Here is a 23,879-nt window from a genome sequence, read left to right as displayed (position 1 = left end):
AGACTAACCAGTCTCTGGTCGCTGCACTGCGAAGGGCAGGGATCAGGACTCGCGGCGCTCCTTGATCTTGGCGGCCTTGCCGCGGAGGTTGCGCAGGTAGTAGAGCTTGGCGCGGCGGACGTCACCACGGGTGACGACCTCGATCTGCTCGAAGATCGGGGAGTTCACCGGGAAGGTGCGCTCGACGCCGACGCCGAAGGAGACCTTGCGGACGGTGAAGGTGCGGCCGATGCCCGAGCCGTGGACGCGGATCACGACGCCCTGGAAGACCTGGACACGCGAGCGGCTGCCCTCGATGACCTTCACGTGGACCTTGACGGTGTCGCCGGCGCGGAAGGCCGGGACGTCGTCGCGCTTGAGGGAGTTGCCGAGGTCGGCGATGACGTTGCTCATGATGCTCCTCGCGAGTGCCACAGGTCAGCCGCGGACATAGTGGGTGGTGATCGTGCCTGTCGGTGCTCGAGGCGACCGGCCGGCGCGCCCCCTGTGGCAGGTGCGGTTCGGCGGGACCCCGGGGCGGTGCACCTGTGGTGCGTCCGGGCGACCCTGGTCACGAGCAGACCAAGGGTGAAGTCTGCCAGAGCGTGCCGTCAGCGGGAAATCCGCTTCTTGGTGAGCACGACCGCGCCCGGCGGCGACGTCCGGTCGGGCCGCATCCGGAAGCCGGCCTTCTTGTACATCCGCTGGTTGTCCAGCGACCTGGCACCCGTGAAGAGGACGTAGGTCTCCACGTCGTCGGGCGCGAGGTCCTGGACGAGCTCGAGGAGCGCGCGCCCCAGGCCGCGTCCCTGCAGGTCGGGCGCGACCATGATCCGGCCGATGTCCCACTCCCCGTGGTCCACGCGGCCGCGCACCGCCCCCACGAGGCGCCCCGTCGACGGCTCGCGGGCGACCATCACCGTCCACTCCCCCAGCCCGCGGCGCACGTCGTCGAGCGACTCGCGCAGCGCCGGGATCTCCACCCCCGGGTTGGCCTCCATCTCCTGGAACCAGCAGGCGCGCTGGAGGGTGAGGACCTCGCCCGCGTCGGCGGGCACGGCAGGGCGTACGTCGAGGTCGCCGAGGCCGGACACCACACCGGTGCGCGCCAAGAGGTCGGGCCGGCGCTCGGCGGTGCGGGCCTCGGCCTGCGCGCGGCGCCAGGCGGCGATCCGGCCGTGGTCGCCCGAGAGCAGCACCTCGGGGACCTCGTGACCGCGCCACGAGGCCGGCTTGGTGTAGACGGGGTACTCGAGCAGGCCGTCGGCGTGCGACTCCTCGACCAGCGACTCGGCGTTGCCCATGAAGCCGGGCAGCAGCCGGACGACCGCCTCGGTGATCGCCAACGCCGCGACCTCGCCGCCGTTGAGGACGTAGTCGCCGAGGCTGATCTCGCGGACCACGGCCCGCTCGCGCGCGTGGTCGAGGACGCGCTGGTCGATGCCCTCGTAGCGGCCGCACGCGAAGAGCAGGTGCTCGGCCCCGGCCAGCTCCTCGGCCATCCTCTGGTCGAAGGGTTCGCCCGACGGGGTCGTGAAGACGATGGTGGTGCCGGGACCCGTGAGGTCGTCGAAGGCCTCGCCCCACGGCCCGGGCTTCATCACCATGCCCGCTCCGCCGCCGTAGGGCGAGTCGTCGACCGTCCGGTGCCGGTCGGTCGTGTAGCCGCGCAGGTCGTGCACCCCGAAGGTGACCAGCCCCTTGGCCACCGCCTTGCCGGGCAGGGACAGCTGGAGGGGGGCGAAGAACTCCGGGAAGATGGAGACGTAGTCGAGGATCACGACTCGCCCTCGGCGACGTCCTCCGGGAAGGGCTGGACGAGTCCGGGCCGGTCGGCGACGACGACCCGACCTGCCTCGAGGTCGACCTCCGGCACGAGCGCGCTCACGAACGGCACGAGGGCGTCACGGCCGTCGGTCGTGCGGACGGTCAGCAGGTCCTGGGCGAACCCGTGCACGAGCGCCTTGACCGTGCCGAGCGGGGCGCCGTCGAGGTCGACGACGGCCAGGCCGACGAGCTGGTGGTCGTAGTACTCGTCCGGGTCGTCGGGCACCTCGTCGTGGCCGAGGGTGGCGTGGAGGACGGTGCCGCGCGCGGCCTCGGCCGTGGTGCGGTCGGTCAGCTCCTCGAAGGTGACCAGGAGCGTGCTCTGGTGCCAGCGGGCGCGGGCGACGGTGAGCGACGCCGGCCGACGGTCCGCGCCGGCCGGGGCCTGCGCGCGCAGCGTCGTACCGGGTGCGAAGCGCCGCTCGGGCTCGTCGGTGCGTACGTCGAGCGTGACCTCGCCGCGGATGCCGTGGGGCTTGCCGATGCGGCCGACCACGACCTCGATGTCCTCGCTCACCGGGCAAGAGTAGAGGGGCCGGACGGGTGGGACGCACGACGGGCGCCACCCCGGTGGGGTGACGCCCGTCGATGGAGCTGTGACTACCGCCTGCGGTCGGTGTCGACGAAGTCGACCCGTGCACCGCCACGGCCGGCGAGGGCCGAGACGACGGTGCGGAAGGCGGTCGCGGTGCGGCCGTTGCGGCCGATCACCTTGCCGAGGTCGTCGGGGTGGACCCGGACCTCGAGGATCGAGCCACGACGCATCTGCTTGTCGCGGACCGTGACGTCGTCGGGGTGGTCGACGATTCCGCGCACCAGGTGCTCGAGAGCCTCGGCCAGCACGTCGGTCACGCCTCGCTCTTGCCGGCGTCCTCGGCGGTGACCGTCTCGGCAGCCTCAGCGGCCTCGGCAGCACCCTCGGGGGTCTCGTCGGCGGGGACCTCGGCAGGGGCCTCGGCGGCGGGCTCCTCGGTCTTCTTCTCGGCCTTCTTCTTGGCGGTCGTCGCGGCGCCCTTGGGCTCCGAGGCGGCCTCCTTGAGGGCCTCGTTGAAGATGTCGAGCTTGGAGCGCTTGGGCTCCTTCACCTTGAGGGTGCCCTCGGTGCCCGGCAGGCCCTTGAACGTCTGCCAGTCACCGGTGACCTTGAGGATCGCCTCGACGGCCTCGGAGGGCTGTGCGCCCACGCCGAGCCAGTACTGGGCCCGGTCGGAGGTCACCTCGATGAACGAGGGCTCCTCCTTGGGGTGGTACTTGCCGATCTCCTCGAGGACCTTGCCGTCGCGCTTCTTGCGCGAGTCGACGACGACGATGCGGTACTGCGGCACCCGGATCTTGCCCAGGCGCTTCAAGCGAATCTTGACGGCCACGTTTGTGGTGTCTCCTCAGAAATTGTCGTGGGTGAGGGACCGTTGCCAGGTGGGGTCACCGGGTCCGGCCACTCGATGGGTGCTGTGCGTTCGGGTGAGAGGGCCCGGACGCGCAGGACACGAGGAAAGATTCTGCCAGACAGGTCGCCCGTGCGACCAATTGGGCGCTCAGGCGTCGCCGCGCGCGGTGTCAGTCGCGTGGTCGGGGGCGTAATCAGGGGCGTCGTCAGGCGCGTCGTCGAGGCCGATGAAGGCGCGTACGGCCGCTGCGCCGCTCACCTCGATCGGGACGTCCCCGCGCACGAGCGCCTGGGGCGTGAGGACCAGCTCCTGGTTGAGGGCCAGCTCCCCCTCCCGGCGCTTGAGGCGCCGCACCGCGGTGGGCCGGTAGCCGACCTTGCGGGAGACGCCGAGCGAGGCGGGGTTGTCCACGAAGGCCGCCGAGGTGATCTCCTCGAACCCGAGGTGGTCGAACAGCAGCTCGCAGAAGGCGCGACGCATCGCCGTGCCGAGCCCGCGGCCCTGGAGCTCCCGCCCGAGCCACGAGCCGGTCTCACCGGTGCGCGTCACCGGGAAGTGGCGGGCGGCGACTCCCTGGGCGCCGATGACGCGGCCGTCGAGCAGCACCGCGAGGTCGAGGCAGAAGTCGTCCGGGGTGAACGTCGAGCGCTTGCCCCAGTGGTACGCCGCCGTGTTGCGGGCGAGCTGCCCGGCGGGCGCGTCGGTCCAGGGGAAGAAGAACGGCATCGCTTCGGGGTCGTGGATGCCGCGCTCGGCGAGCTCGCACAGCTCGAGGAGCAGGTCGTCGGTGAGCCCGCGCAGCTCCAGCGGACCGGCGACGACGCGCAGGCCGAACGGCGGGTAGAGGTCGACGAGGGTGCTCATGGCGACATCCCATCGTGGCGACCGCGCCGACCACAAACCGGTTTCGCGCAACCAACCCCGGGCCTGCGGCGTCCAACGGGCATGACGACCGTCGACGTCGAGCCGCTGGAGCTCCCGGCCCGACTCACCTCTCCCCCGCGCCTGACCCAGCGCCACCCGTGGCTGCTCCCCGCGGCGATGGCCGCGCACCGGGCGAGACGACGTACGCAGTGGGTGCGCGATGCCTGGTCAGGACGCGTCGTCTGGGCCTCGCACCGCGCCTCCGCGGACCTGCCGGTCCGGCTCAAGCAGCACGGGTCGCTGCTGCTGCGCGAGCTCGCCGCCGACCAGATGCACCTCCAGCGCAACAAGGTGACCAACCTGCGCCTGGCAGCACAGCGCATCGACGGCATCGTCATCGCGCCGGGCGAGACCTTCTCCTTCAACCGGGTCGTGGGCAACTGCACGAGGCGCAAGGGCTACGTCGACGGGATGAAGCTCTCCAACGGCGAGGCCGAGGCGGGCGTCGGCGGCGGCATCTGCCAGATCGCCAACCTCGTGCACTGGATGGTGCTGCACTCCCCCATGACCGTCGTCGAGCGCTCGGAGCACTCCTTCGACCCGTTCCCCGACAAGGGCCGCGTGCTGCCGTGGGGAGTGGGCTGCTCGATCGTCTACAACTACGTCGACCTCGTGGTGCGCAACGACACCGACCGTCCCTTCCAGCTCCGGACCTGGGTGGGTGAGCGCTACCTCCACGGACAGCTGCGCACCGACGAGCGCCCGACCCGCTCCTACAAGGTCGAGGCGCGCGGCGAGCAGTTCCTGCGCCGCGACGGGCAGGTCTACCGCCGCAACCAGATCTGGCGGCGGGTCATCGACCGCCGCACCGGCGTCCAGGTGGGCGAGGAGCTGATGAAGAGCAACTGCGCGCTCGTGGTCTACGAGCCCGGCCCGGGGGTCGAGGTCATCGACGTGGACTGACCTGCTGCCCGCGGAGCACGATCGCGGTCGGCGTACGCAGCACGGACAGGTCGTCGACCGGGTTGCGGTCGTAGACGACGAAGTCCGCCGACGCGCCCTCCTCGAGGCCGTCGGCACCGAGCCACTCGCGGGCCCGCCAGCTCGCGGCGCCCAGAGCGTCGTGGGCCGGCATCCCGATGCGGACGAGGGCCTCGACCTCGCCGGCGATGTTGCCGTGCCGGCTGATGCCGCCGCCGTCCGAGCCGGCGTAGATCGGCACGCCGGCCTCGTGGGCGGCCATGATCGTGGCCGGCATCCGGGAGTAGAGGTCGGTCATCGTGGCGGCGTAGGCCGGGAAGCGCTCCTGGCCGGCAGCGGCGTGCTCGGGGAACTTGTCGAGCTGCATCACGGTCGGCACCAGGCGGGTGCCGTGCGCGACCATCGCGTCGATGAGGTCCTCGGTGAGGCCGGTGCCGTGCTCGATGCAGTCGATGCCGGCCGCGATGAGGCCGGGGAGCACACCGTGGCCGAAGCAGTGCGCGGTGACCTTCGCACCCTCGGCGTGGGCCGCGTCGATGGCGTCCTTGAAGGCGTCGGCGGGGAACGACGGGGCGAGGTCGCCCTCGTCGCGGGAGATCCAGTCACCGACGAGCTTGATCCAGCCGTCTCCGTTGCGCGCCTCCTGGGCGGCGTACGTCGCCAGGTCGGCGGGCTCGACCTCGTGGGCGTAGCCGCGGATGTAGCGCCTGGTGGCTGCGATGTGGCGCCCGCACCGGATCAGCCGCGGCAGGTCGTCGCGGTCGTGGATCCAGCGGGTGTCGGCCGCGGACCCGGCGTCACGGACGAGCAGCGCTCCCCCGTCACGGTCGTCGATCGCCTGCTGCTCGGTGGCGGCGTCGTCGGTGGCGCCGAAGTCGTCGAGCCCGAGGTGGCAGTGGGCGTCGACGAGCCCGGGGACGATCCACCCACCGGCGACCGTGTCGGCACCGGGCTGTGGCTCGTAGGTGATCCGCCCGTCGACGACGTAGAGGTCGACGACCTCGCCGTCGGGCAGGGCCGGGCCATGGAAGCGCTGGGCTCGCATGGCCCGACCCTAGGGGACGACGGGCTGGCAGGGGTCAGCGCTTGGCGCGGAGGCCCCAGCCGTAGCGGAACAGCGGGTCGTAGTCGGCGTCACCGACGTTGATCGGCTCCTGGGCGACGCTGCGCGGCCAGCTCACCGGCAGCTTGCCGGTGTAGGGCGTGCGGCCGAACAGCACGTCGGTCACGCCCTCGCCCTGGCTGCCGGGCAGCCACGCGGCCTGCAGCGCGTCGACCTCGGCGAGTAGCGACGGCTCGATCACCAGCGGGCGCCCGGACAGCAGGACGACGACACAGGTCTCGACCTTCGAGCAGACGGTGCGGACGAGGTCCTGGTCGGCCTGCGAGAGCTGCATCGTCTGCGCCGGCCGCGGCACGCCGTTGTCACCCGGGTCGTAGCCCCACTGCGGGCCGCCGATGTCGCCGAAGCCCTCGGCGTAGGGCGTCTCGCCGACGACGACCACGGCGGACGCGTTCTTCGGCACGGGCCTCGAGCCGTCGGCGCTCCACGTCACGCGCGTGGCCTCGCCGCGGACGCCGTCGAGGATCGTGTTGCCGGGGATCTCGTTGGTCGAGCCGCCCTGCCACGTCACCGTCCAGCCACCGGCCTGGTCGCCGATGCTGTCGGCCTTCGCGCCGGCGACGTACACCGGCTTCTTGCGGGCCAGCGGGACGGCGCGACGCTCGTTCTTGAGCAGCACCTGCGACTTCGCGACGGCCTCGCGGGCGACCTTGCGGTGCTGGGCGCTGCCGATGTCGTCGATGTACGTGCGGTCGGTGAAGGGGTGCTCGAAGAGGCCGAGCTCGAACTTCTTGGTCAGGATCCGCGTGACCGCGTCGTCGATCCGGGAGACCGGCACCTCGCCGCTGTCGACGAGCTCGGTCAGCGTCGGGATGAACTCGTCCCAGCCGGAGGGGTTGTTGGGCGCCTGGATCGGCTCCATGAACATGTCGACGCCGGCGAGCACGGATGCCTTCACCTGCGCGCGGTAGTCACCGGGCAGCTGCCGGATGGCCCGCCAGTCGGAGATGACGATGCCGTCGAAGCGCATGTCGCCTTTGAGCACGCCGGTGAGGAGCTCCTCGCTGGCGTGCATCTTGGTCGGGTTGCCGAGGCCGTCCTCGGTCCAGTCGACGCTGGAGTACGACGGCATGACCGACCCGACGTCGTACTTGCGGATCGCCGGCCAGTAGGGCGCGAGCGCCAGGTCGTCGAACGTCGCGTGGTCGACCTCGGTGATGCCCTGGTCGATGGGGTAGGCGCCGGTGCCGACGGCCTCCTCGTCGTAGGACGTGAGGCCGTCGCCGGCGAAGTGCTTGGCCGAGGCCAGGACGTGGGTCGGGTCGTCGAGCTGGCCGGGCCGGCCCTGCAGGCCGCGGACGGCGACGGTCATGCGGGTGACGAGGTCGGGGTCCTCACCGAACGACTCGTAGGTGCGCCCCCAGCGGTCGTCGCGGGCGACGCACAGGCAGGGCGCGAAGGCCCACTGGGGTCCGGAGGCACGGGTCTCCTCGGCGGTGATCTCGGCGGCCCGCTCGACGAGCCCCGGGTCGCGCGTCGCGCCGAGCCCGATGTTGTGCGGGAAGATGGTCGCGCCCACCAGGTTGCCGTGGCCGTGGACGGAGTCCACGCCGTAGATCAACGGGATGCCGAGCCGGCTGTCGAGCGCCGCCTGCTGGTAGCGGTCGACCATGTCGGCCCACGCCGAGGCCGTGTTGGGGGTGGGCGTGGAGCCGCCGCCGGACAGGATGCTGCCGAGGCCGTTGGTGGTGATCAGGGACGTGTCGGCGTCGACGTCGATCCGCTCGGCCTGCGTCATCTGGCCGATCTTCTCGGCGAGGGTCATCCGGCCGAGCAGGTCGCGGACCCGCTTCTCGACCGGGAGCCGCGCGTTGCGGTACGCCGCATCGGCGGGGGCCGCGGACGCGTCCTGCACGTCGGCGCCGGACGGGGCGGTCACCGCGGCCAGCAGGCCGGCGGAGAGGGCCGCGGCTGCGAGGACGCCGACGGCGGTCCGGCCGGACCTGCGGACCGGTCTGCGACTGCTGGGGTGCTGCGTGAGGGGTGGACGTGACATGGAGGTGCTCCCTTGACCCGAGTTCGAGAGCGTCGAGTGACGCCCGTCACATCGAACGTAGGAACCCGCTATCGTGCGCGTCAATGTCGAAAGCGGGCCCTCGAGCCGGTCTTTCGTCCGCTTCCCGCAGAAAAGAGTGCGAGTGCCGACTCCCCCGCCCGCCCGGGCCCGTGGTGGTTCGCTGGAGGACCTGAGGCGCGCCAACCGGCGCCTGATCCTCGGGCACCTCGTCACCGACGGTCCGCAGAGCCGGGCCGAGCTCGCCCGCGCGAGCGGGCTGTCGGCGACCACCGTGTCGAGCCTGGTCAACGAGATGCTCGGCGGCGGCCAGGTGCGCGAGACGACCACCGGTCGCCCGCACAAGGGCGGGTCGGGACGGCCGCCGGTGCTGGTCGAGCTCGCGACGCCGCCCGGCGGGGTGGTGGGGGTCGACATCGGCCACGGCCACGTGCGGGTGGCCGCGGCCGGGCCGACGGGCGGCGTGCTCGCCGAGGACGTGCGCCGCTTCGACGTGGACACCGCGGGGCCGTCGACGCTCGACGTCGCGGCCACGATGATCCGCGAGACCCTGGCGGCCGCCGGTCTCGACCCGGACGACGTGCACGCTGCGGGGATGTGCGTGCCGGCGCCGATCGACCGCGAGACGAGCATGGTGAGCACGGGCATCCTGCCGGGCTGGCGCGGCGTGAACCCGGCCCACGAGCTCGAGCAGCGCATCCAGGCGCCGGTGATCGTCGACAACGACGCCAACCTCGGGGCGCTCGCCGAGGTCCGCCACGGTGCGGCCCGCGGCCACCACGACGTGGTCTACGTCAAGCTCGCCAGCGGCGTCGGGTCCGGCCTGGTCCTCGGCGGGCGCGTGCACCGCGGCGCGACCGGGATGGCCGGCGAGCTCGGGCACGTCCAGATCGGCGAGGAGGGCGACGTGTGCCGCTGCGGCAATCGCGGCTGCCTCGAGACGCGGGTCTCGGCGCGCCAGCTGCTCGCCGCGCTCCAGCCGGCGCACGACGAGGAGCTGACGATCGAGCGGGTCGTGGCGCTCGACGAGGCCCGCGACGCCGGCGTACGGCGGGTGCTCTCCGACGCCGGCACCACCATCGGCCGCGCACTGGCCGACCTCTGCAACCACCTCAACCCCTCGATGATCGTCATCGGCGGGCCGCTCGGCGGCGTCGGCTCGGTGCTCAACGGCGTCCGCCACGCGGTGGACCGCTACGCCCAGCCCGCCACCGCCGAGGCCGTCGAGGTCACCTCGGGCCAGCTGAGGGAGCGGGCGGAGATCATGGGCGCGGTGACGATGGCCGTGGCGATGGTGACCGCGGGCGACTGACTCCGGAGCACTCCCGGGGCCGGGCCGCTCAGAGCTGGTCGAGCAGCCAGGACGGGCTGAGCACCTGGGCCGGCGACACGTTGGCCGCGAGCATGCGGTCGGCCGTCACGACGACGACCCGGCCACCGGAGGCGAGCGCCTGCCGGGCCTGCTCGCGGATCTCGCTGTCGCCGTCGCGCGCGGCGTGGACGGTGCGCACGTGCACGTCCCACCCCGCCTTCACGCCGCCCTTCGCCTGCCCCTCCAGCACCAGCACGATCTCGTCGAACGGCGTGTCGGCCACGAGCAGCCGCTCGTGCAGGCGCCGTGCGGCGCCGGCGCGGTCCTTCCACCAGCCGTCGGGGACGGAGCCGACGACGTTGGCGCCGTCGACGACCAGGACGCTCATCAGTCCTTCAGCACGAACTCGTCGCCCCGCGTGACGGGTACGACGCTGCCGTCGGCGTGGATGCCGTCGATCTGCACCTCGGGGCTGCCGATCACGATGTCGACGTGGGTGTCGGACTGGTTGAGCCCCTCCGCCACGCGCTGGTCCTGCGAGAGCCCGACGGTCCCGGCCATGGCCTCGGTGTAGCCCATGCCCCACGCGACGTGCGAGCCGACGTTCTCGTCGAACAGCATGTCCTTGTAGACCAGCCCGGTCTGCGCGACGGCCGAGTCGGAGTCGACGATCGCGACCTCGCCGAAGTGGCGCGAGCGCGGGATCAGGTCGAACTGGGCCCGGACGGCGTCCTCGCCGCGTGACGCGGTCGCGCCCGTGATCGTGCCGTCGGTGATCTCGAGCGACAGGTCCTCGACGAGCGCCCCCATCGATGCCAGGAAGAAGGGTGCCGAGGTGCGCACGAAGCCCTCCGAGCGGCGCCAGTCGGGCGAGACGAAGACCTCCTCGGTCGGCATGTTCGGCACGAACTCGACGCCGTCCTCGTTGACGACCGAACCGCCGACCCACCGCGAGCTCGCGGCCAGCCCGAGCGTCAGGTCGGTGCCGGGGCCGCGGTAGCGGATCTTGTCGAAGCGGTGGCCGTTGAGGATCGTGGCGCGCGCGCGGAGCTTGGCCACGTGCGCCTGCCACGCCGCCACGGGATCGGCCTGGTCCAGGCGCATGGAGACGGCCACCGCGTCCCAGAGCCGGGCCACGTCGGCCACGCCGACACTGTCGGCCCAGCCCTGGGTCGGCGCCCCGACGACGGTCCAGGCGACCTTGTTGGTGGAGAAGAGGGGCATGACCTCCTGGATGAGGTCGATGGGCATCGACCTGGCCAGCCGCGCAGGGTCGAGGCCCTCCATGAGGGTCGGGTGCGGGTTGCCGGTCAGGCTGATCAGGGCCGGCTTGCTCGTCTGCCACGCCCGCACCTGCGCCAGCGTGTGGTCCTGGGAGACGCCGAGCAGGTCCTCGGGTGCGTGCTCGACGGCGGCACGCTGCAGGTAGGGGTCGTCGTACTGGATGTTCACCCGTGACGCGCCGGCGCGGTAGGCCTCGTCGGCGATCGCGCGCGCCGCGTCGGCCTGCTCGGGCAGCGCGTTGATCACCACCTCCTGCCCGGGCTGGAGGTTGACCCCCACCCGGACGACGAGGCGGGCGTAGGAGTCGAGGAGGCGGTCGAACGGCTCGGTCATGGGTTCAGCAAACCACCGTCACTTCAGGAACTGCGAGAAGTCCTTCGGGAGGTTGAGCTGCTCGGCGGCCTTCTCGTAGTCGACGTCGGCGCCGTCGGGGTTGCCGAACGGGTTGCCGGCCTTCTCCTTCGACGCTGCGTCGTTGGCCGCCTTCTGCTGGGCGGCCTTCGCCGGGTTGCCGGAGACGCGCTTGCCCTTCTTGCCCTTGGCCTGGGCCTGCTGGCGCGCGCCGGACCGCTTGCCGCCACCGAGTCCGGGCATCCCCGGCATCCCGGGCATGCCCGGCACCCCGCCGCCGCGGGCCATCGACTCCATCATCTTGCGCGCCTCGAAGAAGCGGTCGACGAGCTGGTTGACGTCGGAGACCTGGCGGCCCGAGCCCTTCGCGATCCGGGCGCGACGCGAGCCGTCGATGATCTTGGGGTTGTCGCGCTCGGCCGGCGTCATCGACTGGATGATCGCCTGGAGCCGGTCGATCTCCTTCTCGTCGAAGTTCTCGAGCTGGTCACGGAACTGCCCCATGCCGGGCAGCATCCCCATGATCTTGGTCATCGAGCCGAGCTTGCGGATCTGCTGCATCTGCTGGAGGAAGTCCTCCAGCGTGAAGCCGCCCTTGGTGCCGAGCTTCTCCGCGGCCTTCATCGCCTGGTCGGAGTCGAACGCCTTCTCGGCCTGCTCGATCAGGGTGAGCATGTCGCCCATGTCGAGGATGCGCGAGGCCATCCGGTCGGGGTGGAAGAGGTCGAAGTCGGTCATCTTCTCGCCGCTGGAGGCGAACATGACCGGCTTGCCGGTGATCGAGCGGATCGACAGTGCGGCACCACCGCGGGCGTCACCGTCGAGCTTGGTGAGCACCACGCCGTCGTACCCGACACCGTCGAGGAACGCCTGCGCCGTCGTGACGGCGTCCTGGCCGATCATCGCGTCCACGACGAACAGCACCTCATCGGGCCGCACGGCGTCGCGGATGTCCTTGGCCTGCTGCATGAGCGTCTCGTCGACGCCGAGGCGGCCCGCGGTGTCGATGATGACGACGTCGTGGAGCCTGCGCTTCGCCTCCTCGATCGAGGCACGCGCGACGTCGACCGGGTTCCCCGTGCCGTTGCCCGGCTCGGGGGCGAAGACGGGTACGCCGACGCGCTCGCCGTTGACCTGGAGCTGCTGCACCGCGTTGGGTCGCTGCAGGTCTGCCGCGACGAGCATCGGCGTCTTGTCCTGGTCCTTCAACCAGAGGGCGAGCTTGGCGGCGAGGGTCGTCTTGCCGGCACCCTGGAGGCCGGCGAGCATGATGACCGTCGGGCCGGACTTGGCGTAGCGCAGCCGGCGGGTCTCGCCGCCGAGGATCGTGACGAGCTCCTCGTGGACGATCTTGATGATCTGCTGCGCCGGGTTGAGCGCGCCGCTGACCTCGTCGGTGCGTGCCCGGTCCTTGACTGCCGCGACGAACTCCTTGACGACCGGCAGCGCGACGTCGGCCTCGAGGAGCGCGATGCGGATCTCGCGCGCGGTGGCGTCGATGTCGGCCTCGGAGAGCCGACCCTTGCCCCGGAGGTTCTTGAAGGTGTCGGCAAGGCGGTCGGAGAGTGTGGCGAACACGGTGTGGGCTGTCCCTCGCATCGAAGAGTGTGACGACTGCCCAGCCTAACGGCCGGGTCCCATCCAGCCAGCCTCGACGGCCGAGCCCGGTGTCGGTCGGTCCCGGTCGGTCCCGGTCGGTCCCGGGTGCGGGCTCAGCCGCCGAGGGCGGTGCGCACGGCGTGTGCGGCCGCCGCGGCACGTTCCTCGGTGGGGCGCACCCCGCCGACCTCCTGCACGTAGAACACGTCCACGGCCTGGGGGCCGAGCGTGGAGACGTGCGCGGAGGCGACGGTCAGCCCCAGCCCGGCGAGCGTGGTGAGCACCCGGTGCACGACCCCCGGACGGTCGGAGGTGCGGATCTCGAGCACGAGGGAGGCCCGGGAGGCGTCGGGGCGGACCTCGACGATCGGAGGCAGCTCGTCGTCGCGGCGCGCAGGGAGGTCGGGCATCCGCTGGGTGCCCTCGACGACCCGCCGGATCCGCTCGCGGACCACCGCCGGGTCCAGGTAGGCGTCGGACACCTCCCACGCGCTGACGCCCCACTCCCCCTCGGTGTCGACCTGCGCCCAGGCCCGGGCGGCGTGGACGGGCACCCGCATCGCCGCGAGCCCGCCGGCGACGTCGGCGAGCAGGCCGACCCGGTCCGCGGCGATCACGGTGACGGTCGCCCCGACCTCGTGCGGCGAGATCTCCACCGACACCGCCCCCGTGTCGCGTCGTACGACGTCGGGCACCGGCAGCGACGTGGGCGGGAGGTCGTGGGTGAGCTCGGCGCCGAGGGCGTGGCCCGCGTTCGACACGAGCCGGTCGATGAGCGAGGCGCGCCAGGTCGTCCAGGCGGCCGGGGAGGCGGCCTTGGAGTCGGCCTCGGTCAGCGCGCGCAGCAGCTCGAGGCTGGCGGCGTCGGGCACGTGGGTGAGCAGCTCGGCCGTGGTGGCGGGGTCGTCGGGGTCGCGCGTGGTGGCGAGGTTGGCGAGCAGGAGGTGCCAGCGCACCAGCGACGCGACCACCTCGGCGTCGAGGTCGGTGAAGCCCATCCGGGCCACGATCTTGCGGGCCATCGGCTCGCCGGCCACGGAGTGGTCCTGGAGCGAGCCCTTGCCGATGTCGTGCAGCAGCGCGGCGACCAGCAGCAGGTCGGGCCGGCGCACGCCTCGGATCAGCGACCCCGCGGCGGCGCACGTCTCGACGACGTGCCGGTCGACGGTGAAGCGGTGGATCGCCGACGCGTGCGGCAGCAGCCGGATCTGCTCCCACTCGGGCAGGAAGGTCTCGATGCCGTCGATCTCGTCGAGGGTCTCCCACACGGGGAGCAGGCCGGGACCGCTGGCGAGCAGCCGGACCAGGGCGTCCCGCGCGCTGGCCGGCCACGGGACGGGCAGCTCGACGCCCTCGCGCACCAGGCGCGCAGCGGTCGTCGGGGCCAGGACCGCGTCGCGGCTCGCGGCCTCGGCCGCGGCGCGCAGGAGCAGGGTGGGGTCGTCGCCGGGCGACGTCCCCTTGTCGAGCACGACCTCGCCGCGGGAGATCGCGATGCCGGGGGCGACGCGCGCGAGCGCCGGCGTACGACGCCCCTTGGTGCCCGCGCTGCTGCGTCCCGTCACGGCGTCGGTACGCCGCCACGCGAGGCGGGACAGGTGCGCGATCCGGCGCCCGAGCGACCGCACGTGCCGCTGGGCGGCCTCCGCGTCGCGCAGGTCGAGCCGGTCGGCGAGCGGCGCCCACATCTCGGGAGCGATCCGGTCGCTGGGGCGTCCGGCGAGCTCCTGGACCTCGTCACGGACGTCGAGGAGCATCATCCGGGCCGCCTCGAGCGCGGGCGTGGAGGCGTCGACCAGCCAGCTGGCCTCGATCGCCTTGAGCACGCCGGCGTCGCGCAGGCCGCCCTCGGACTCCTTCACGTCCGGCACGGAGGCGTGGGCGAGCTCCCCGGTGACCTCGTGCCGCTTGCGCGTCATCGCCTTGAGGTCGGGAAGTCGGGTGCGTGCCTGGCGGCGCCAGTCGGCGAGCATCGTGGCGCGCAGGCGGAGGCTGAGGCCGGGGTCACCGGCCAGGTGGCGGGCGTCGAGCAGGCCGAGCGCGACCCGCAGGTCGGCGGCGGCGTCGAGCATCTCGCCCATCGACCTCACGGAGTGGTCGAGCCGGCGCCCGGAGTCCCAGAGCGGGTACCACAGGGTGCTGCCGAGGTCGCCCAGCTCGACACCGTCCTCGTGCACCAGCACGACGTCGAGGTCGGAGTGCGGGGCCAGCTCGCTGCGCCCGTAGCCACCGACGGCGACGAGGGCCACCCCGGCGACGGGCCCTGCGGAGGCAGCGTATGCCTCCCTGCAGAGCTCGTCGGCCGAGGTGGCCCTGGCCTGTCGCTGTGCTGCGGTCACCGAGTCACGCCCCCGTGACCGGTGGGGTTCCCGAGAGGGAGTGCCATCAGAGAGCCGACGCGTCCTGCTCACCGGTGCGGACACGGACGACGGTCTCGACCGGGCTGACCCAGACCTTGCCGTCGCCGATGCGACCGGTCTGCGCGGTCTTCACGATGATGCCGACCACGTCCTCGGCGTCGGCGTCGTCGATGACGATCTCGATCCGGATCTTGGGGACCAGCGCGATGTCGTACTCGGCACCGCGGTAGACCTCGGTGTGGCCCTTCTGCCGGCCGTAGCCGCTGACCTCGGAGACCGTCATGCCGGCGACACCGAAGGTCTCCAGCGCCTCGCGGACGTCCTCCCACTTGTGCGGCTTGATGACCGCGGTCACGAGCTTCATGCGTGCGCTCCTTCGGAGGTGGCAGTGGTGGCGGGCTTGGCGGTCGACGCGGCCAGGACGCTGGACGAGCCGCCGCTGGAACCGGTGTGCAGGTCGTACGCCGACTCGCCGTGCGCGGCGAGGTCGATGCCGTTGACCTCGTCCTCCTCGTCGAGGCGCAGGCCGATCGTGTACTTGATCGCCAGCGCGATGATCGTGGTGAGGATGCCCGAGTAGAGCACGGCCACGACCACACCGAGGGACTGGTCGGCCAGCGAGCCGAAGCCGCCGCCGTAGAGGAGACCGTCGACGCCACCGGCGCCGTCGGAGGTGGAGAAGACACCGATCAGCACGGTGCCCACGATGCCACCGACCAGGTGGACGCCGACCACGTCGAGCGAGTCGTCGTAGCCGAACTTGTACTTCAGGCTGACGGCCCAGGCGCAGATCGCGCCGGCGATGGCGCCGACGGCGACCGCACCGCTGACGTTGAGGGCACCGGCGGCCGGCGTGATCGCGACGAGGCCGGCCACGATGCCGGACGCGGCACCGAGGGAGGTGGCCTTGCCGTGCAGCAGGCGCTCGATGACCAGCCAGCCGAGGATCGCGGCGAACGTCGCGAGGGTGGTGTTGGCGAAGGTGCGGCCGGTCTCGGAGTAGAACTGCGAGAGGAAGGCGTCGGGGTCCTCGTCGAAGGTGGTGCCGAAGACGATCGAGCCGACGTTGAAGCCGTACCAGCCGAGCCACAGCATGCCCGCGCCGAGCATGGTCAGCGTCAGGTTGTGCGGGCGCATCTGCTCCTTGGGCCAGCCGATGCGCTTGCCGAGCAGCACGACCAGGACGAGGGCCGCCACACCGGCGTTGATGTGGACGGCCGTGCCGCCGGCGTAGTCCTGCGCGCCGATGCGGCCGCAGATGAGCGAGTCGTCGGTGCAGCTGAACACCATGTGGGCCATCGGGAAGTAGACGATGAGCGCCCACAGCGGGAGGAAGACCACCCAGGCGGAGAACTTCAGGCGGTCGGCGACCGCGCCGCTGATCAGCGCGGCGGTGATGATCGCGAACGTCATCTGGAACATGACGTAGATGTAGTTGTCGGTGGTGACGCCGTCGAGCCAGAGGAGCTCGAACGGGTTGGCGAAGAACGTGCCCTCGCCCCCGAAGCCCATCGACCAGCCGACCGCGACGTAGAGAATGCCGACGATGGCAGCCGCGATGAACGACATCATCATCATGTTGAGAACTGACTTCGACCGAGACATGCCGCCGTAGAACAGGGCCAGCGCGGGCACCGTCATCATCAGGACGAAGGCAGTCGCCACCAGCATGAAGGCGTAATAGCCGTCCACAGGACCTCCAGGAAACGTGCGTGGGTGTGGGCACCGTCCGTGACGGCGTTGTCACGACGGTGCTCACGCGTTGCCCGAAGCCTGTGGGGGCGAGGTTTCACGAGGTCACGGCACATGTTGCAGGCAGGCAACGGAATGGCACCTCGTGTTACAGGTGTGTGAACGGGCCGTCGCCCGAGTGCCCCTTGTTAGTGTTCGGCCGTGTCCAGACTTGCCGTGATGGCGCACTACGACGTCGCCGGGGAGCTCAGGCCCCACGTGCGGGGTCAGGTGGAGGCGCTGGCCGCCTCGGTCGACACGCTGCTGGTCTGCACGACCGCCCACCTGCAGGACTCGGCCCGGGCCTGGCTCTCCGAGCGCGCCGTGGTCGTCGAGCGTGCCAACTACGGCTACGACTTCTTCAGCTACAAGGTCGGGCTCGACGCCGCCGGTGACCTGACGCGCTACGACGAGGTCGTGGTCTGCAACGACACCTACGTCTTCGCGATGGACTCCTACGGCCCGGTCTTCGACGAGATGGCGACCCGGCCGTGCGACTTCTGGGGGCTCACCGCCGCCGAGCGGCTCGCGCCGCACATCCAGTCGTTCTTCGTCGCGTTCCGGCCGTGGGTGGTCTCCTCGCGTGCGTTCACCCAGTTCTGGGAGGAGATGGAGCCGATCTCCAAGCGGCGCCAGGTCATCCGTCGCTACGAGATCGGCATGTCCCGTCGGCTGTACGACGCCGGCTTCAGCTCCGACACCTACTTCGTCGAGACGGCCGAGGACCGGCGCATCGCGCGCGAGCGGATGCGCTGGTGGGCCGCGCACCGCTCCACCTTCCCCCGCAACCGCGCCGAGGTGCGCGAGTGGCGCGAGCGGGCCAGCGAGCCGTGGAACCCGGCCAGGAGCCTGGCCGACCGTGTGCTCGACGACGCGCGCCTGCCCTACGTCAAGATCGACACCCTGCGCTACGACCCCTACAACCTCGACGCCAAGCGGTTGCTCGAGCTGTGCGAGCGTCGCTTCCCGCAGCGCTTCGCCGGGGTGCGGGAGTTCCTCGACGAGACCGCCCAGTACTACCCCCTGCGCGACACCGAGCGGCTGCTGCCGACGCCGCTCGCCCTGGAGCCCCTGTTCCCGCTCGTGAGGTACTCCGATGCGCGGTGAGCGCCGACGCGTCGGGCAGGTGAAGTACGACGACGCGGCCGAGGTGCTGGTCGAGGCCGGCCTGGTCGACGTCGACTACGTCGGGGCACAGCTCGGCACGACCTTCGAGTCCGTCCACGACGCCGCGCGCGCGGCCGTCGAGGCGGGCGACGTCTCGCCGCACCCCCTCTTCGAGGCCCAGTGGATCGGGCGTCGGCGCTCGTGGCAGCGCCTGGGCCAGCACCCGGCCCTCTGGTACCTCTCCGAGCGCCGTCGCCGCAACCGGATCGCCCCGCACCCGCTGGTCGACCCGCGGATCATCTTCGCCGCCCACCCGGAGGCGCGGCTCCACCCCTACGGCGCGCTCTCCTACTGGCTCTCGGTCACCGGCCCGGGCACCGCGCTCCCGACGCGGATCCTGCCCAGGAAGGTCTCGTGGAGCACCTACCGTGCCGCGGCCGTCGAGGCGGCCGCCGCCTGGCGCCGCGAGGTCGTGCTGGAGCGCCCCGAGCTCGTCGGGCCGACGCCCCCGCTCCCGGCGCTCGGCACCTCCCCGGCCGTCACCGTCGTCATGGCCACCCAGGACGGCGGGCCGCTCGTCCACGAGACCGTCGCGTCGCTGCAGGCCCAGGACTTCTCCGACTGGCACCTCGTCGCGGTCGACCGGGGCTCGCTCGACGACACCGCCGCCGTCCTCCAGGGCATGGCGGCGTTCGACGACCGGATCACGCTCGTGCGCGAGTCGCGCTGCGGGCACGCCCACGCGCTCAACGTCGCGCTCGAGCACGGCACGGCCGAGCACGTCGCGTTCCTCCCCCTGGGCCGCGAGTGGCTGCCGGAGATGCTGTCCAGCCTGCTCGGCCACGCGCACGCGTCCGGCGCTGCCGCGGTCCTCGCCGGCGCGGGATCCGTGGGGCGGTCGCGGGCCGAGCTCCTCGGCGGACGGCCCGCCGACCTCACCACGGCACTGCTGCGGCGCGACGCGATCAAGGACGTCGGCGGCTTCGACGAGGACCTCGACGGGGCCGTCGAGCACGACCTGCTGCTCCGGCTCGCTCGTGAGCAGGAGCCCGTCGCCATCGACGTGCCCGTGCTCAAGCGGCCCGACCAGGCGCCGGCCGGCTTCGCCGACGACTGGGACTCGGTGGCGCTCGAGCGCCAGCTCGTCGACTGGGACGCCGCGGCCGCACGCGACCTGTCGGAGGACCTGGTCAGCCACGTGATGCCGCTGGGCGTCGAGCCCCGCCGGACGGTCGAGTGGCTCAGCTCGGTGCCCCGCGAGGGCTCGGAGCTGATCCTGGTCGGCGTACGGCTCCGGCGGGCGCACCACGTGCTCGCCGCCTCCATCGCCGCCATCATCTCCGGCGCGCGCTTCGTCTCGGTGCCGGCCGCCGTGTCGACCTCGGCGGCGACCAACGCGGGCATCGCGGTGGCCTCGGGCGCGACGGTGCTCCTCGTGCGCCCGGAGGCGATGCCGCCCCGCCAGCCGATCGCCGAGCGCCTGGCGGACGTCGTGCGCGAGGAGGGCGTCGCGGTCGCCCAGCCGCTGGTCGTCGACCTCGACGGCGTGATCCTGAGCGCGGGTGCCCGCTTCGCGCCGGACAACCCGCACCCCGAGCTGTTCCTCGCCGGGCTCCCGACCAGCGACGCCGTCCGCATCGGTGCCTGCGAGGTCGCCGCTCCCGCCGCCCCGCTGGTGGCGCTCCGGACCTCGACGGCGATCACCCTGCGCGGGCTCGCCCCGCGCTTCCACTCCGTGCTCGCCGAGACCGACCTGGGCCTCCGCGCGGCGCAGGCCGGGCTGGGTCGGTCCGTGGTCGTCCCCGACACGGTGATCACCTCCCGCACCCCCTACGCCACCTCCGACGAGCTCATCGGTGCGATGTCCTCGCTGCGCAGCACCAGCGCACGACCGGGTCCCGACCGGTCCACCGAGCTGCTGCTCGCCGCCGGGCTCGAGGTCACCGACCAGCGCAACCGGCGCGTCTCCGCCGACCCGGACGACCGCGCGGCGCCGTCGGTGCTCGTGCCCGAGCTCGTGGTGCGCGCCATCGAGGGCATCCACGAGTCACCGCCCCGGCTGCGGTGGGCCGTCGACATCGCGGCCCCGGCCGCCCAGCGCGGTGACCGGTGGGGCGACACCTACTTCGCGCGCTCGCTGGCCGAGGCGCTCGAGCGACGCGGGCAGCACGTCGCCATCGACCGGCGCGACGCCCGCGAGCGCGACTCCCGCGACCAGGACGACGTCCTCCTCGTGCTGCGCGGTCTCGACCGCGTGGCACCGCGCCCGGGGCTGCTCAACGTGGAGTGGATCATCAGCCACCCCGACATGATCACGCCCGAGGAGGTCGCCGCCTTCGACCTGGTCTACGCCGCCAGCACCAGCTGGTCCGAGAAGGTCAGCCGCGAGTGGGGCACCCCCGTCGAGACCCTGCTCCAGTGCACCGACACCCGGTGGTTCCATCCCGACCGGGCCGAGCCCGACACGGGCCCGGCGCTGCTGTTCGTCGGCAACTCACGCGGGGTCTACCGCTACGCCGTGCGCAGCGCGCTCGCGATCGGTGCCGACCTCACGCTGCACGGGAACGACTGGACCGAGTTCGTCGAGCGTGACCAGATCGCCTCCGTCGGCGTGGCCAACCAGGAGGTGGGCGTCCTCTACGCCTCCGCCGGGATCGTGCTCAACGACCACCACCTCGACATGCGCCGCGACAGCTTCGCCTCCAACCGGCTCTTCGACGCCGCCGCCTGCGGGGCCCGGATCCTCAGCGACCGCATCGACGGCCTCGAGGAGATCTTCTCCGGCCTCGCCGTGCCGTTCGACGACGAGCACGAGCTCGCCCGCCTGGTGCAGCCGCCCTACGACGCCTTCCCCGACAACGACGCCCGCCGGCGGATCGCGACGCGGATCATCGCCGAGCACAGCTTCGACAAGCGCGCCGAGACGCTGATCGACGACGCGGTGCGCCGCCTCCTGGCCCGCCGCTGACCGGTCGGCTCAGCCGAGGAGCGCGTCGACGAACGCCGTCGCGTCGAAGGGCGCCATGTCGTCGGCGCCCTCGCCGAGACCGACGAGCTTGACCGGCACGCCGAGCTCGCGCTGGACCTGGACCACGATGCCGCCCTTCGCCGAGCCGTCGAGCTTGGTGAGGACGATGCCGGTGACGTCGACGATCTCGCTGAAGACGCGGGCCTGGATGAGGCCGTTCTGGCCCGTGGTGGCGTCGAGCACCAGCAGCACCTCCGTGACCGGGGCCTGCTTCTCCACGACGCGCTTGATCTTGCCCAGCTCGTCCATCAGGCCGGCCTTGTTCTGCAGGCGTCCCGCGGTGTCGACCAGGACGGTGTCGACCCCGTCGTCGATGCCGTTCTTGACCGCCTCGAAGGCGACGCTCGCCGGGTCACCGCCCTCGGGGCCGCGGACGACCTCGACGCCGACGCGCTCGCCCCAGGTGGCCAGCTGGTCGACGGCGGCCGCACGGAAGGTGTCGGCCGCGCCGAGCGTGACCGTGAGGTCCTCGGCGACCAGGATGCGCGCGATCTTGCCGACGGTCGTGGTCTTGCCGGCGCCGTTCACGCCGACCACGAGCACCACGCCGGGCTTGCCGTCCGCACCGGTGACCTGGATCCGGCGGTCCATGTCGGGGCCGACGAGCTCGACGAGCTCCTCGCGCAGCACGGCGCGGGGGTCGGCGACCTGGCCGCCCTCGACGCGCAGGCGCGTGCGCAGCCTCTCCACGAGGGCCTGCGTCGGCGCGACACCGATGTCGGCGGTCAGGAGGGTGTCCTCGATGGCCTCCCACGTGTCCTCGTCGAGCCGGTCGCGGCTCAGGAGGGCGAGCAGGCCCTTGCCGAGGCCGCCCTGCGAGCGGGAGAGCCGCTGGCGCAGCCGCACCAGCCGCGACGCCGTGCCTTCCGGCTTGTCGAGGGCCGGGGGCTCCTCGACGACCGGGGCATCGACCGCGCTGTCGACTGCCGGCTCGGGCGGCGCCTCCGTGGCGGTGTCGGCCTCGCTCGGAGGCGGCGCGATGACGTCGGTGCCGCCTCCCGGCGGGAGGTCGCCGCGCCGACGACGCCCCGAGGTCAGCAGCCCGGCGAGCGTGAGCACGCCGACGACCGCGATCGCGACGATCAGGTAGATCCAGTCACCCATGGCGCCATCCAACCATCACCGGTGGGGCGCTCCGACCGGAGGGGATCAGGCACGCGACTCCGCGTCCTCCAGCACCGGGAGGGCGTCGACGCCCTTGCGCATGGCGTCGCCGACCTGCGGCACGACGGGGACCTGCTCGCCGCGGTGCGGATAGGCGACGTAGACGGCGACGCCGGCGGCGACGAGCACGCCCAGCGTCATCATGAGCACGATCACGAGCACGGTGTCCTCCGAGGTGGTTCCGGTGCAGGGTCTCCCACCATGGCACGGACGTGGTGGCTGGCCGGCAGTCCCGGCGATCCCGGGCGCGCCTGCTCAGGCCGGACGCAGGAGGGGTACGACGGCCGCGCGGACGACGTCGGGCATGGGAGTGACCGGCCGGTCGCCGGCGCCGCGGGAGTTGTCGACGTACACGTGCACGAAGCGCCCCTCGGCAGCGGCCAGCTCGGAGGAGCCCTGGAACAGCCCGATCCGGTAGACGATCGAGCTGGTGCCGACCTTGTCCACGACCAGGCCCATCTCGATCGGCTCGGGGAAGCCGATCTCGCGGAAGTAGCGGCAGCCGGTCTCGGCGACGACCCCGATCTGCGGGAGCGCCCGGACGTCGACCCCGGTGGCCTCGTAGAGGTAGGCGTTGACGGCCGTGTCGAAGAGCTCGTAGTAGGTCGCGTTGTTGAGGTGGCCGTAGGCGTCGTCGTCGCGCCAGCGGGTCGTGGCGGTGCGCCAGGTGACGTAGTCGGACCGGGTGGGAGGGGTGGGCGAGGTGCTCATCGTCGAACACCCTCCACCAGGCCGGGATCCGACCCGGCACCGGGTCGGCCGTCCCCGGCGGGTGCCGGGCGCCCGGCGCCGCGCCAGGCCCAGCCGCCGACCACCAGCAGGATCAGCGCCAGCACCGCGGCCTGGGCGACCACTGCTGCGGCCGGCACGCCCGGTGGCGGCGGCGCGAGCGCACCGATCGCGGTGCGCTCCAGGACGACGCCCAGGGCCAGTGCCACCGCGTGCCTCCGGGTCCACCTCGGCGAGCGCACCAGCCTCCCGACGAGTGCGACGGCGAGCACCGCGGCGGCGGCGATGCACGTGACCCCGACCCAGCCCGGCGGGGCGAGGTCGAGCAGGGCGGTCAGCACGACCCCGATCAGGAACACCCGCCAGGGCGGTCCCGCCCGCCGCCCGTCGACCGGCGGTCGCGGACGGCCCAGCGGGGAGAGCGCTGCCGCGACCAGGGCCAGCACGACCGCCGACGCGAGGGCGTAGCGCGGGAGGGAGGTGTGCAGCACCCCGCTGCGCTCGGGATCGTGGTGCACGGCGGTCGCGACGGCGAGGGCGGCGAGCAGGGTGATCCCGGTCCCGAGGCGCCCCAGCAGCGGGCGGCCGCGCACGGCGGGCACACCGGCCTCCACCAGGAGGAGCGGGGCGCCGATGCTCAGGGCCACGTGCCCGCCGACCCACGACGCCAGGGCGAAGGCACTGATCCCCGACACCCGGGCGGCTCCGACGATCGCGGTCCAGCCCGCGACATCGGTGCGGTCGGTCGTCCACAGGCTCAGGTCGATCAGGGCGGTCATGGCCACCCCGAAGGCGGTCGCCAGGAGGACCACGCCGATCCAGCCGCGTCCGGTGCGCACCGCCACGTCCCTGATGAGCAGCGCCGCGCCGCCGTAGAGCGGCCCGAGGAACAGCACCAGGAACGCCGAGGTGGCCACGTCTCCGGCGACCGCGAGGTAGGCGGAGAGCAGCTCGGCGCAGAGCGGAGCGAGCAGCAGCAGCCCGATGACCGCCACGGCCCGGCTCGTCGCGGGGGGCCGTCGTGCGTCGGTCACGGTC

Annotated in this window: 22 protein-coding genes and 1 pseudogene; 4 read left to right on the top strand and 19 right to left on the bottom strand. The window is 72.5% G+C overall.

Features of this window, described 5'->3' with window-relative positions; translation table 11 throughout:
* Positions 1-42 precede the first annotated feature (42 nt).
* From rplS to EUA93_RS14275, 7 genes and pseudogenes are all read right to left on the bottom strand, one after another.
* Complete coding sequence (rplS, locus tag EUA93_RS14300) at positions 43-393, bottom strand: 50S ribosomal protein L19 (RefSeq protein ID WP_129400743.1); 351 nt, start codon at positions 391-393, stop codon at positions 43-45.
* Positions 394-590: 197 nt separating this feature from the next.
* Entirely contained in the window at positions 591-896 is a 306-nt protein-coding gene (locus EUA93_RS22060; RefSeq protein WP_338036352.1) for a GNAT family N-acetyltransferase, read from the bottom strand.
* Positions 897-1,091: 195 nt separating this feature from the next.
* A pseudogene (gene trmD / locus EUA93_RS22055) lies at positions 1,092-1,760 on the bottom strand (tRNA (guanosine(37)-N1)-methyltransferase TrmD); the annotation flags it as partial.
* On the bottom strand, positions 1,757-2,323 hold the full coding sequence (rimM, locus tag EUA93_RS14290; protein WP_242497378.1) for a ribosome maturation factor RimM: 567 nt from the start codon (positions 2,321-2,323) through the stop codon (positions 1,757-1,759). The gene rimM and the pseudogene trmD, both read right to left, overlap by 4 nt.
* Positions 2,324-2,406: 83 nt before the next feature.
* Positions 2,407-2,649 (bottom strand): RNA-binding protein, encoded by a 243-nt coding sequence (locus tag EUA93_RS14285; protein ID WP_129401257.1) that lies wholly within the window; start codon positions 2,647-2,649, stop codon positions 2,407-2,409.
* Positions 2,650-2,654: 5 nt separating this feature from the next.
* The gene (gene rpsP / locus EUA93_RS14280) at positions 2,655-3,173 is read right to left on the bottom strand and encodes a 30S ribosomal protein S16 (RefSeq protein ID WP_129400741.1); all 519 of its coding nucleotides are present in this window, start codon (positions 3,171-3,173) and stop codon (positions 2,655-2,657) included.
* A 168-nt stretch (positions 3,174-3,341) separates the two neighbouring features.
* Positions 3,342-4,058, bottom strand: coding sequence for a GNAT family N-acetyltransferase (locus tag EUA93_RS14275; RefSeq protein ID WP_129400740.1), 717 nt, complete (start codon positions 4,056-4,058; stop codon positions 3,342-3,344).
* An 81-nt stretch (positions 4,059-4,139) separates the two neighbouring features.
* On the opposite strand from EUA93_RS14275, the gene EUA93_RS14270 reads away from it, so the two are divergent.
* Complete coding sequence (locus EUA93_RS14270) at positions 4,140-5,021, top strand: VanW family protein (protein WP_129400739.1); 882 nt, start codon at positions 4,140-4,142, stop codon at positions 5,019-5,021.
* On the opposite strand, the gene EUA93_RS14265 is transcribed toward EUA93_RS14270, so the two are convergent.
* Together EUA93_RS14265 and EUA93_RS14260 are read right to left on the bottom strand one after the other, a co-directional pair.
* Positions 5,005-6,084 (bottom strand): amidohydrolase family protein, encoded by a 1,080-nt coding sequence (locus tag EUA93_RS14265; protein ID WP_129400738.1) that lies wholly within the window; start codon positions 6,082-6,084, stop codon positions 5,005-5,007. The genes EUA93_RS14270 and EUA93_RS14265 overlap by 17 nt on opposite strands.
* Before the next feature lie 34 nt (positions 6,085-6,118).
* Positions 6,119-8,158 (bottom strand): glycoside hydrolase family 3 protein, encoded by a 2,040-nt coding sequence (locus EUA93_RS14260; RefSeq protein ID WP_129400737.1) that lies wholly within the window; start codon positions 8,156-8,158, stop codon positions 6,119-6,121.
* A gap of 142 nt (positions 8,159-8,300) precedes the next feature.
* Between EUA93_RS14260 and EUA93_RS14255 the strand changes: the two genes are divergently transcribed.
* On the top strand, positions 8,301-9,488 hold the full coding sequence (locus EUA93_RS14255) for an ROK family transcriptional regulator (RefSeq protein ID WP_129400736.1): 1,188 nt from the start codon (positions 8,301-8,303) through the stop codon (positions 9,486-9,488).
* Positions 9,489-9,516: 28 nt separating this feature from the next.
* Here EUA93_RS14255 and EUA93_RS14250 read toward each other — a convergent pair whose 3' ends face one another.
* From EUA93_RS14250 to EUA93_RS14225, 6 genes are all read right to left on the bottom strand, one after another.
* Positions 9,517-9,876, bottom strand: coding sequence for a hypothetical protein (locus EUA93_RS14250; protein ID WP_242497377.1), 360 nt, complete (start codon positions 9,874-9,876; stop codon positions 9,517-9,519).
* On the bottom strand, positions 9,876-11,105 hold the full coding sequence (locus EUA93_RS14245; RefSeq protein ID WP_129400735.1) for an aminopeptidase: 1,230 nt from the start codon (positions 11,103-11,105) through the stop codon (positions 9,876-9,878). The genes EUA93_RS14250 and EUA93_RS14245 overlap by 1 nt, the downstream gene beginning before the upstream one ends.
* Before the next feature lie 18 nt (positions 11,106-11,123).
* The gene (gene ffh / locus EUA93_RS14240; protein ID WP_129400734.1) at positions 11,124-12,701 is read right to left on the bottom strand and encodes a signal recognition particle protein; all 1,578 of its coding nucleotides are present in this window, start codon (positions 12,699-12,701) and stop codon (positions 11,124-11,126) included.
* A 134-nt stretch (positions 12,702-12,835) separates the two neighbouring features.
* Positions 12,836-15,061: a [protein-PII] uridylyltransferase gene (locus EUA93_RS14235; protein WP_165355166.1), complete on the bottom strand. Its 2,226-nt coding sequence runs from the start codon at positions 15,059-15,061 to the stop codon at positions 12,836-12,838.
* 46 nt (positions 15,062-15,107) lie between these two features.
* Positions 15,108-15,446, bottom strand: coding sequence for a P-II family nitrogen regulator (locus EUA93_RS14230; protein ID WP_090972037.1), 339 nt, complete (start codon positions 15,444-15,446; stop codon positions 15,108-15,110).
* Positions 15,443-16,774, bottom strand: coding sequence for an ammonium transporter (locus tag EUA93_RS14225; RefSeq protein ID WP_242497376.1), 1,332 nt, complete (start codon positions 16,772-16,774; stop codon positions 15,443-15,445). Before EUA93_RS14225 ends, EUA93_RS14230 begins: the two co-directional genes overlap by 4 nt.
* Before the next feature lie 201 nt (positions 16,775-16,975).
* Here EUA93_RS14225 and EUA93_RS14220 point away from each other — a divergent pair, with 201 nt between their 5' ends.
* A complete protein-coding gene (locus tag EUA93_RS14220) occupies positions 16,976-17,920 on the top strand; it encodes a rhamnan synthesis F family protein (RefSeq protein ID WP_129400731.1) in 945 nt (314 codons plus the stop codon).
* On the top strand, positions 17,910-20,888 hold the full coding sequence (locus EUA93_RS14215) for a glycosyltransferase family protein (protein ID WP_129400730.1): 2,979 nt from the start codon (positions 17,910-17,912) through the stop codon (positions 20,886-20,888). The genes EUA93_RS14220 and EUA93_RS14215 overlap by 11 nt, the downstream gene beginning before the upstream one ends.
* A 9-nt stretch (positions 20,889-20,897) precedes the next feature.
* Here EUA93_RS14215 and ftsY read toward each other — a convergent pair whose 3' ends face one another.
* From ftsY to EUA93_RS14200, 4 genes are all read right to left on the bottom strand, one after another.
* A complete protein-coding gene (ftsY, locus tag EUA93_RS14210; protein WP_129400729.1) occupies positions 20,898-22,052 on the bottom strand; it encodes a signal recognition particle-docking protein FtsY in 1,155 nt (384 codons plus the stop codon).
* A gap of 45 nt (positions 22,053-22,097) precedes the next feature.
* Positions 22,098-22,274, bottom strand: coding sequence for a hypothetical protein (locus EUA93_RS21630; RefSeq protein WP_165355165.1), 177 nt, complete (start codon positions 22,272-22,274; stop codon positions 22,098-22,100).
* 93 nt (positions 22,275-22,367) lie between these two features.
* Entirely contained in the window at positions 22,368-22,823 is a 456-nt protein-coding gene (locus EUA93_RS14205) for an acyl-CoA thioesterase (protein ID WP_129400728.1), read from the bottom strand.
* Positions 22,820-23,836: a hypothetical protein gene (locus EUA93_RS14200; RefSeq protein ID WP_129400727.1), complete on the bottom strand. Its 1,017-nt coding sequence runs from the start codon at positions 23,834-23,836 to the stop codon at positions 22,820-22,822. The genes EUA93_RS14205 and EUA93_RS14200 overlap by 4 nt, the downstream gene beginning before the upstream one ends.
* Between the last annotated feature and the right edge of the window lie 43 nt (positions 23,837-23,879).

Source organism: Nocardioides oleivorans, assembly GCF_004137255.1.
GTDB classification, from domain to species: Bacteria; Actinomycetota; Actinomycetes; order Propionibacteriales; family Nocardioidaceae; genus Nocardioides; species Nocardioides oleivorans.
Note: the sequence above shows the minus strand (reverse complement) of the source record. Positions and strands in the feature narration are given on the sequence as shown.